The sequence below is a fragment of the Nocardiopsis sp. MG754419 genome, assembly GCF_018207095.1.
Lineage (GTDB): Bacteria > Actinomycetota > Actinomycetes > Streptosporangiales > Streptosporangiaceae > Nocardiopsis.
Genome location: NZ_QOCZ01000225.1, coordinates 1 through 6,454, shown reverse-complemented (window position 1 = coordinate 6,454; position 6,454 = coordinate 1). Strand labels below are relative to the sequence as shown.

Below are 6,454 nucleotides of genomic sequence, written 5' to 3'. Positions count from 1 at the left end.
CCTCGGCCGCCGGGGCGGCACCGGTGTCCGCGGTGGCGGAGGCACCCGTACCGCCGGTGCCGTCGTCCACCGTGATGATGACCGAGCCGACCTCCACGGTCGCCCCCTCGGCGGCCAAGAGCTCCTTGACCGTTCCGGAGAACGGGCAGGGCAGCTCCACGACGGCCTTGGCGGTCTCGATCTCGCAGATCATCTGACCGTCGGTGACCTCGTCGCCCGGCTTGACGTACCAGGTGAGGAGTTCGGCCTCGACGAGGCCCTCACCGACGTCGGGCAGCTTGAACGCGTGCACGCCGTCGACCGCGGGCGTGCTCTTGTGAATCGCCATGTCTTGCGGTTCCCCGATCTAGTACGCGAACGCCCGGTCGACCCCGTCCAGGACGCGGTCCAGGTCCGGCAGGTAGTGCTCCTCCAGCCTGGACTGCGGGTAGGGGGTGTCGAACGCGGCCACGCGGATGACCGGCGACTCCAGGTGGTAGAAACACTCCTCGGTGACGCGCGCGGCGATCTCCGCGCCGGGGCCGCCGGTGAGGGTGGCCTCGTGCGCGACCACCAGGCGACCGGTGCGCCGCACGGACTCGGTGATGGTGGCGTAGTCGACCGGGGCGAGCGAGCGCACGTCGATGACCTCGATGGAGTGGTCGACGTCGGCCTCGGCGGCCTGCAGGGCCGTCTTGACCATGGGGCCGTAGGCGAGCAGCGTGCAGTCGGTGCCCGCACGCGCGATACGCGCCGCACCCATCGGGGTGACCTCGTTGATCGAGGCGTCCGTGTCGACCTCGGCCTTCTCGTAGTAGCGCCGCTTGGGCTCCAGGAAGATGACCGGGTCGTCGGAGCGGATGGCCTGCTGGATCATCCAGTAGGCGTCCTCCGGGTTGGCCACACTGACCACCCGCAGGCCGGCGGTGTGCTGGAAGTAGGCCTCGGGGGACTCGCTGTGGTGCTCCACGGCCCCGATGCCGCCGCCGTAGGGGATGCGCATGACGACGGGCATGCTGAGCTTGCCCGCCGAGCGACGGCGCATCTTGGCGAGCTGGGTGAAGGTCTGGTTGGCGGCGGGGAAGAAGAACCCGTCGAACTGGATCTCCACCACGGGGCGGTAGCCGCGCATGGCCATGCCGATGGCGGTGCCGACGATGCCGGACTCGGCCAGCGGGGTGTCGATGACCCGGTCCGCGCCGAAGTCCTTGTACAGACCGTCGGTGACACGGAAGACGCCGCCGAGTCGGCCGACGTCCTCGCCCATGACCAGGACCTTGGGGTCGTGTTCCATGGCGGCGCGCAGGCCCGCGTTGATGCCCTTACCGATCGTGAGGTTGGTTCCCATGGCCTAGCGGCCCCCTTCCGCGCCGGCGCCTTCGAACGAGGCGAGGTAGTCGGCGAACTCGGACCGCTGCCGGTCGATGTGGACGTTGGGCTCGGCGTAGACCTCGTGGAAGATGTCCAGCGGTTCCGGGTCGGCCATGGAGCGGCACTGGGTGCGCACCGTCTCGCCGACCCGGTCCGCCTCCTCGTCGATCGCGGCGAAGAACGCCTCGTCGGCCAGACCGCTCGCCTCCAGGTACCGGCGCACCCGCAGGATCGGGTCCTTGGCCTTCCACGCGTCGAGTTCGGCCGCGTCCCGGTAGCGGGTGGGGTCGTCGTTCGTGGTGTGGGCGCCCATCCGGTAGGTGAACGCCTCGACCAGGGTCGGGCCCTGGCCGGTCCGCGCGTTGTCCAGGGCGGCGCGGGTGACCGCGAGGCAGGCGAGGACGTCGTTGCCGTCCACGCGCACGCCCGGGAAGCCGAAGCCGGCGGCGCGCTTGTAGATCGGCACGCGGGCCTGACGCTCCAGCGGCTCGGAGATGGCCCACTGGTTGTTCTGGCAGAAGAAGACCACGGGGGCGTTGTTCACCGAGGCGAAGTTGAACGACTCGTTGGTGTCGCCCTGGCTGGTGGCCCCGTCGCCGAAGTAGGAGATGACGGCGGTGCCGTCCTCGCCGACCGCGCCGTCGCGCTGGACGCCCATGGCGTAGCCGGTGGCGTGCAGCGCCTGGCTGCCGATGACGATCGTGTACAGGTGGAAGCCGTGCTCGTGGGGGTCCCAGCCGCCGTTGGTGACCCCGCGGAACATGCTGAGCAGTTCCTTGGGTTCGATCCCACGGCACCACGCCACACCGTGCTCACGGTAGGACGGGAAGGCCATGTCGTGGGGACGCAGGGCACGACCGGAGCCGATCTGCGCGGCCTCCTGGCCCAAGAGCGAGACCCACAGGCCCAGCTCGCCCTGTCGTTGCAGGGTGATGGCCTCGGTGTCGACCCGGCGCACCAGGACGAGGTCTCGGTAGAGGTCGCGGATCTCCTCCGCGCTGATCTCCAGGGGGTACTCGGGGTGCGGGGTGAGCTCCCCTTCGGGTGTCAGGAGCTGGATGAGCTCCGGTTCCTCGTGCGCGGCGATGTCCGACACGTCGCTCCTCGGGTTCTCGGGGCCGGCTTCGCGTGGGTGAACGCTGGTCGACCGTTCAACGGTCCAGGCGCGCCCCCAGGGTGTCGGGAGGGCATGGACAGTCCTAGCCACATCGTGACAGAACTCACCATAGGAAGCGCAAGCCCCCGACGACACCTTTTACGCTGTGCCACCCATGTTCCCCGACGGGTGACCAGGCCCGATACCAGGGCTTCCTAGCATGTACAAGGACTTCCCACTACTTTTCGCACACGTGGTCGGAGACGCTTCCGGGCACGCGGCCCGGACCCGCGGCATCGGCCCGGTCCACCGCACCGCGCCGTGGACCCTCCTGGCCTCGACGTCGGCCAGGCGCTCGGCGGCGACGCGGGCGTCACGCTCGCCCAAGGGCTGTTCGTCGTGGTCGACCACGTCGGCCGGGCCGAGCGCGGCGGCCCGCTGGTGGCCGCGACCACGGGTCACGAACGTGACTTCCCCACCGTGGACGGCCCTGTCCGCACGGTCGGAGAAGTGATCGCGGGCTTCGGTGACCAACAGCGCCACCTGTTCGGTACTCATGCTCTGCATCGTCCACCAGAAGCGCCAAGGTGGCGTTGTCGGCGTGATCTTTGGCCTTGGCCCGGACACCTGGGAAAGATCCGCACCAGTTCGCCGGCGCGGCGAGGTAGGCACAGGGCCGAGGCTGGAGGACGTCATCCTCGACCCGGTACGCCCGATCGGCCGCACCGGGTCCGGCGTCCCGGTGCGGCCGTTCGGGCGGGTTTCCCCGAGTGGGGCGCACCCGGTCAGGACGTGGCCGACCCAACAGCGGGGCTTGCGGTGGGCCGCCGGACGGCGCGGACGGCCCTGCCTACCCGACTCCTGGCTCGCGGGGACCGGGCGATCCCAACTCAGAGCCCACAGCGACCACACCAGACGCTGTTGCGTTTGCTTCACTTATTGCGAATACTTCGGCTATAGATGGGGTATCTGCCTCTTGAACGATCGAGGAGGGACCATGAACGTGTTGTCTGCGCATCCGGACGCCGAGCAGATCGAGGCGGCCGGAAGCGCACTACCCCGTATCCGCCGCTACCTGGACGAGAACCAGGAGGCGCTGACCCCGGTCCCGGTGACCGTCGAGGAGAGCCGGGAGGAGCTACTGCTCCCGCGAGCCGCGGTCGAACTCCTGGTCAGCGTCCTCACCCATATGGCGGCCGGTCGGGGGGTCTCCATCGTGCCGGAGCACGCCGAACTGACGACCCAGCAGGCAGCGGACATGCTCAACGTCTCGCGACCTCATCTGATCGGCCTGCTACAGGCGGAGGAGATCGAGTACCGCAAGGTCGGCACCCATCGACGGGTGAGGGCCGCGTCCCTCATGGAGTACATGCGCAGAGACGACCAGCGCCGCCGCGAGGCAGCCGACGAACTGTCCGCGATGAACCGGGAACTGGGCCTGGACTGAGATGCCCTTCGTCGTCATTTACGATGCGAACGTCCTGTACCCCCATACCCTCCGGGATCTCCTCATCAGAGTGGCGCAGGCGGGTCTCGTCCAAGCGAGATGGACTCATCAGATCTTGGACGAGACCTTCCGCAACCTCGAAAAGAACCGTCCGGACCTATCGACCAACGCGCTTCGGCGCACCAGAGAGCTCATGATCTGCGCGGTACGGGACTGCCTCGTCACGGGATACGAACCACTGATCGGAACTCTCGACCTGCCCGATCCCGATGACAGACACGTGCTCGCCGCCGCCATCCGCGCACGCGCCCAGGTGATCGTCACGGAGAATCTCTCCGATTTCCCTGACTCGGTCCTGTCGAAGTGGGACATCGAAGCGAAGAGGCCGGACGACTTCATCCTCGACCAGATCCACCTGAACAGAAAGGTCGTCTGGTCCTGCGCGCAGCAGATCGCCGACTCATGGCGCAGGCCACCCGGAACGGTGACGGACGTGTTCACCCGTCTACAGCGCAACGGGCTGCACCAGTCGGTCGCCGAGTTGCAGTCGGAGTGACCTGATCGGGAGGGCCGCACCGGGTCCGGCGTCCCGGTGCGGCCGTTCGAGCTCCTTCGGGTGGGGCGTGGGCGGTCAGCCCAGGAAGGCGACCAGGTACTGGCCCACCGCCCCGGACACGGCGGCCAGGGCCAAGCGCCGCACCGAGGACCTGGACGCCGAGATCGTCCGCATGCGCGCCGAGGTCAAGGAGGCCGAGAACAGCCAGGAGGCCAAACGGTTCGACCTGTTGGCGCTGCGTCTGCAACTGGGCGTGCTGGAGCCCGAACCCGGCTTCGTCAAGCTCCGCCGACAGGTGCAGGACATCGCCGAGGCCCTGCTCGACCCCACCACGCTCAACAACCCCGTGGTGGCCAAGCACCGCGAGCTCCTCGCCGACCTGGCCACCGACGCCTGATGGGAGGGCGTTACCCTGCCGATGCTGGAGGTCGTGCGCCGCCGCGTGCGCGGCCTGATACGACTCATCCCGAAGACACGTCGGGGCATCGTGTACTCCGACTTCGAGGACGAGCTCGGCGAACTCACCGAGACCGAGCTCAAGGGCCTGGACATCGGCGGCGGCTGGACCCGGTTCGAGCTCAAGGTCCGCACCTACGTGCACAGCCACGGCGAGGACCTGTCCGTGCAGAAGCTGCTCCGCAACAGGCAGCTCACCAGCGCCGACATCGACCACTTCACCCGAGTGTTCCTGGACGGCGGTTTCGGGACCGAGGGCGACATCGAGCGGGCCGAGGAGGAGCACGGCGGCCTCGGCCTGTTCCTGCGCTCGGTCACCGGACTGGAGCGGGATGCTGTGGCGGCCGCCTTCGACGAGTTCCAGGCCGGGCACAACCTCTCCTCGACCGAACTGCACTTCCTGAAGCTCATCATCGACTACGTGGCCAAGAACGGCTTCCTGGGCGTCGGTGGCCTCTACGAGCCGCCGTTCACCGGTGTGGCGCCGAGCGGCCCCGAAGCGGTCTTCGGCGACGCCGGGGTGGACTCGATCGAGGTGATCCTCGACCGGATCAAGGCCACGGCGGTCCCATCGGAGTCCGCCACCGGCTGACCCTCGCGCGGGTGAGGATGGCCGTGCCCACGATCGCCCCACCCGCGCGGCCCACCGGCGTGCGCGGGGCGCACGCCGACACCCACGTTCGTCACCGCCTCCGCGTCGGAAACGCACCCGATCTTGACCAAGAACATACAGTTCACGACTTGATGAGCAAGTTTTCACTTGCCTATAGTGGGCCTATGGCCGATGACGTCTTCAAAGCCTTGGCCGACCCCACCCGCCGGATGATCCTCGACGGACTCGCCGAACGGTCCGGTCAGACCCTGTTCGAGATCTGCGGACGCCTGGCCATGCGGCACGGACGGACCCTGTCGCGACAGGCGGTCTCCCAGCACCTGGCCGTGCTGGAGAGCGCCGGACTCGTGGAGTGCCGGCGCGAGGGGCGCTACAAGTTCCACGACCTGAACCCGGAACCGCTGCGGCACGTCACCGAGCGGTGGACCCGGCCCGAGACGGGAGAGAGCACCCCATGAGGATCCACCTGACCAGCGTGTTCGTCGACGATCAGAGCACGGCCCTGGACTTCTACACGAACGTGCTGGGCTTCACGAAGAAGCACGACGTCCCCCTGGGCGGGGAGGCGAGGTGGCTGACGGTCGTCTCGCCGCAGGACCCGGAGGGGACCGAACTCCTCCTGGAGCCCTCCGGACATCCCGCCGTGGGGCCCTACCGGGCCGCTCTGGTGGACGACGGCATCCCGGCCACCGCCTTCGCCGTGGACGACGTCCAAGCCGAACACGACCGGTTGAGCGGACTCGGGGTGCGCTTCACCCAGGGGCCGTTGGACATGGGTACGGTCGTCACCGCGGTGCTGGACGACACCTGCGGCAACCTCATCCAGCTCCAGCAGCTGCGCTAGGTACTGTTTTTTGAACGGGTCAGGTCACGGAGCCAGATCCGGATCGAGGCCACCTGCACGGTCCCGTCGAAGATCGCGGCCCGCTTGTCATA

General features: G+C 68.4%; 10 protein-coding genes. 6 read left to right on the top strand and 4 right to left on the bottom strand.

Translation table 11 applies throughout. The annotated features are described in order from the left end of the window. The 4 genes from DSY14_RS26345 to DSY14_RS26330 all read right to left on the bottom strand — a co-directional run. Positions 1–328: biotin/lipoyl-containing protein (locus DSY14_RS26345; RefSeq protein WP_307851340.1), on the bottom strand; the 328-nt coding region annotated here is incomplete at its 3' end. Positions 329–346: 18 nt separating this feature from the next. Continuing rightward, positions 347–1,327, bottom strand: a complete 981-nt coding sequence (locus DSY14_RS26340) for an alpha-ketoacid dehydrogenase subunit beta (RefSeq protein WP_211719314.1) — start codon at positions 1,325–1,327, stop codon at positions 347–349. A gap of 3 nt (positions 1,328–1,330) precedes the next feature. Continuing rightward, positions 1,331–2,446, bottom strand: a complete 1,116-nt coding sequence (pdhA, locus tag DSY14_RS26335) for a pyruvate dehydrogenase (acetyl-transferring) E1 component subunit alpha (protein WP_211719313.1) — start codon at positions 2,444–2,446, stop codon at positions 1,331–1,333. A 159-nt stretch (positions 2,447–2,605) separates the two neighbouring features. After that, positions 2,606–3,004: a hypothetical protein gene (locus tag DSY14_RS26330; protein WP_211719312.1), complete on the bottom strand. Its 399-nt coding sequence runs from the start codon at positions 3,002–3,004 to the stop codon at positions 2,606–2,608. 439 nt (positions 3,005–3,443) lie between these two features. Here DSY14_RS26330 and DSY14_RS26325 point away from each other — a divergent pair, with 439 nt between their 5' ends. The 6 genes from DSY14_RS26325 to DSY14_RS26300 all read left to right on the top strand — a co-directional run bounded on the left by DSY14_RS26325 (position 3,444) and on the right by DSY14_RS26300 (position 6,362). Next, on the top strand, positions 3,444–3,893 hold the full coding sequence (locus DSY14_RS26325; protein ID WP_211719311.1) for a helix-turn-helix domain-containing protein: 450 nt from the start codon (positions 3,444–3,446) through the stop codon (positions 3,891–3,893). A 1-nt stretch (position 3,894) separates the two neighbouring features. Beyond that, positions 3,895–4,449 carry a PIN domain-containing protein gene (locus DSY14_RS26320; RefSeq protein ID WP_211719310.1) on the top strand — a complete coding sequence of 185 codons (555 nt, stop codon included), beginning with the start codon at positions 3,895–3,897 and terminating at the stop codon, positions 4,447–4,449. Between the two features lie 67 nt (positions 4,450–4,516). Then, on the top strand, positions 4,517–4,846 hold the full coding sequence (locus tag DSY14_RS26315) for a hypothetical protein (protein WP_211719309.1): 330 nt from the start codon (positions 4,517–4,519) through the stop codon (positions 4,844–4,846). 21 nt (positions 4,847–4,867) lie between these two features. Then, positions 4,868–5,497: a type I restriction-modification enzyme R subunit C-terminal domain-containing protein gene (locus DSY14_RS26310; RefSeq protein ID WP_211719308.1), complete on the top strand. Its 630-nt coding sequence runs from the start codon at positions 4,868–4,870 to the stop codon at positions 5,495–5,497. Positions 5,498–5,682: 185 nt separating this feature from the next. After that, a complete protein-coding gene (locus DSY14_RS26305) occupies positions 5,683–5,976 on the top strand; it encodes a helix-turn-helix transcriptional regulator (protein ID WP_211719307.1) in 294 nt (97 codons plus the stop codon). After that, a complete protein-coding gene (locus DSY14_RS26300; protein WP_211719306.1) occupies positions 5,973–6,362 on the top strand; it encodes a VOC family protein in 390 nt (129 codons plus the stop codon). The genes DSY14_RS26305 and DSY14_RS26300 overlap by 4 nt, the downstream gene beginning before the upstream one ends. Positions 6,363–6,454 lie beyond the last annotated feature (92 nt).

What these genes read in the sequence shown, in the direction of transcription:
- DSY14_RS26300 (WP_211719306.1), top strand. Translation starts at nt 5,973, where the DNA reads ATGAGGATCCACCTGACCAGCGTGTTCGTCGACGATCAGAGCACGGCC.
- DSY14_RS26320 (WP_211719310.1), top strand. Translation starts at nt 3,895, where the DNA reads ATGCCCTTCGTCGTCATTTACGATGCGAACGTCCTGTACCCCCATACC.
- DSY14_RS26305 (WP_211719307.1), top strand. Translation starts at nt 5,683, where the DNA reads ATGGCCGATGACGTCTTCAAAGCCTTGGCCGACCCCACCCGCCGGATG.
- DSY14_RS26325 (WP_211719311.1), top strand. Translation starts at nt 3,444, where the DNA reads ATGAACGTGTTGTCTGCGCATCCGGACGCCGAGCAGATCGAGGCGGCC.
- DSY14_RS26330 (WP_211719312.1), bottom strand. Translation starts at nt 3,004, where the DNA reads ATGAGTACCGAACAGGTGGCGCTGTTGGTCACCGAAGCCCGCGATCAC.
- DSY14_RS26310 (WP_211719308.1), top strand. Translation starts at nt 4,868, where the DNA reads ATGCTGGAGGTCGTGCGCCGCCGCGTGCGCGGCCTGATACGACTCATC.
- DSY14_RS26340 (WP_211719314.1), bottom strand. Translation starts at nt 1,327, where the DNA reads ATGGGAACCAACCTCACGATCGGTAAGGGCATCAACGCGGGCCTGCGC.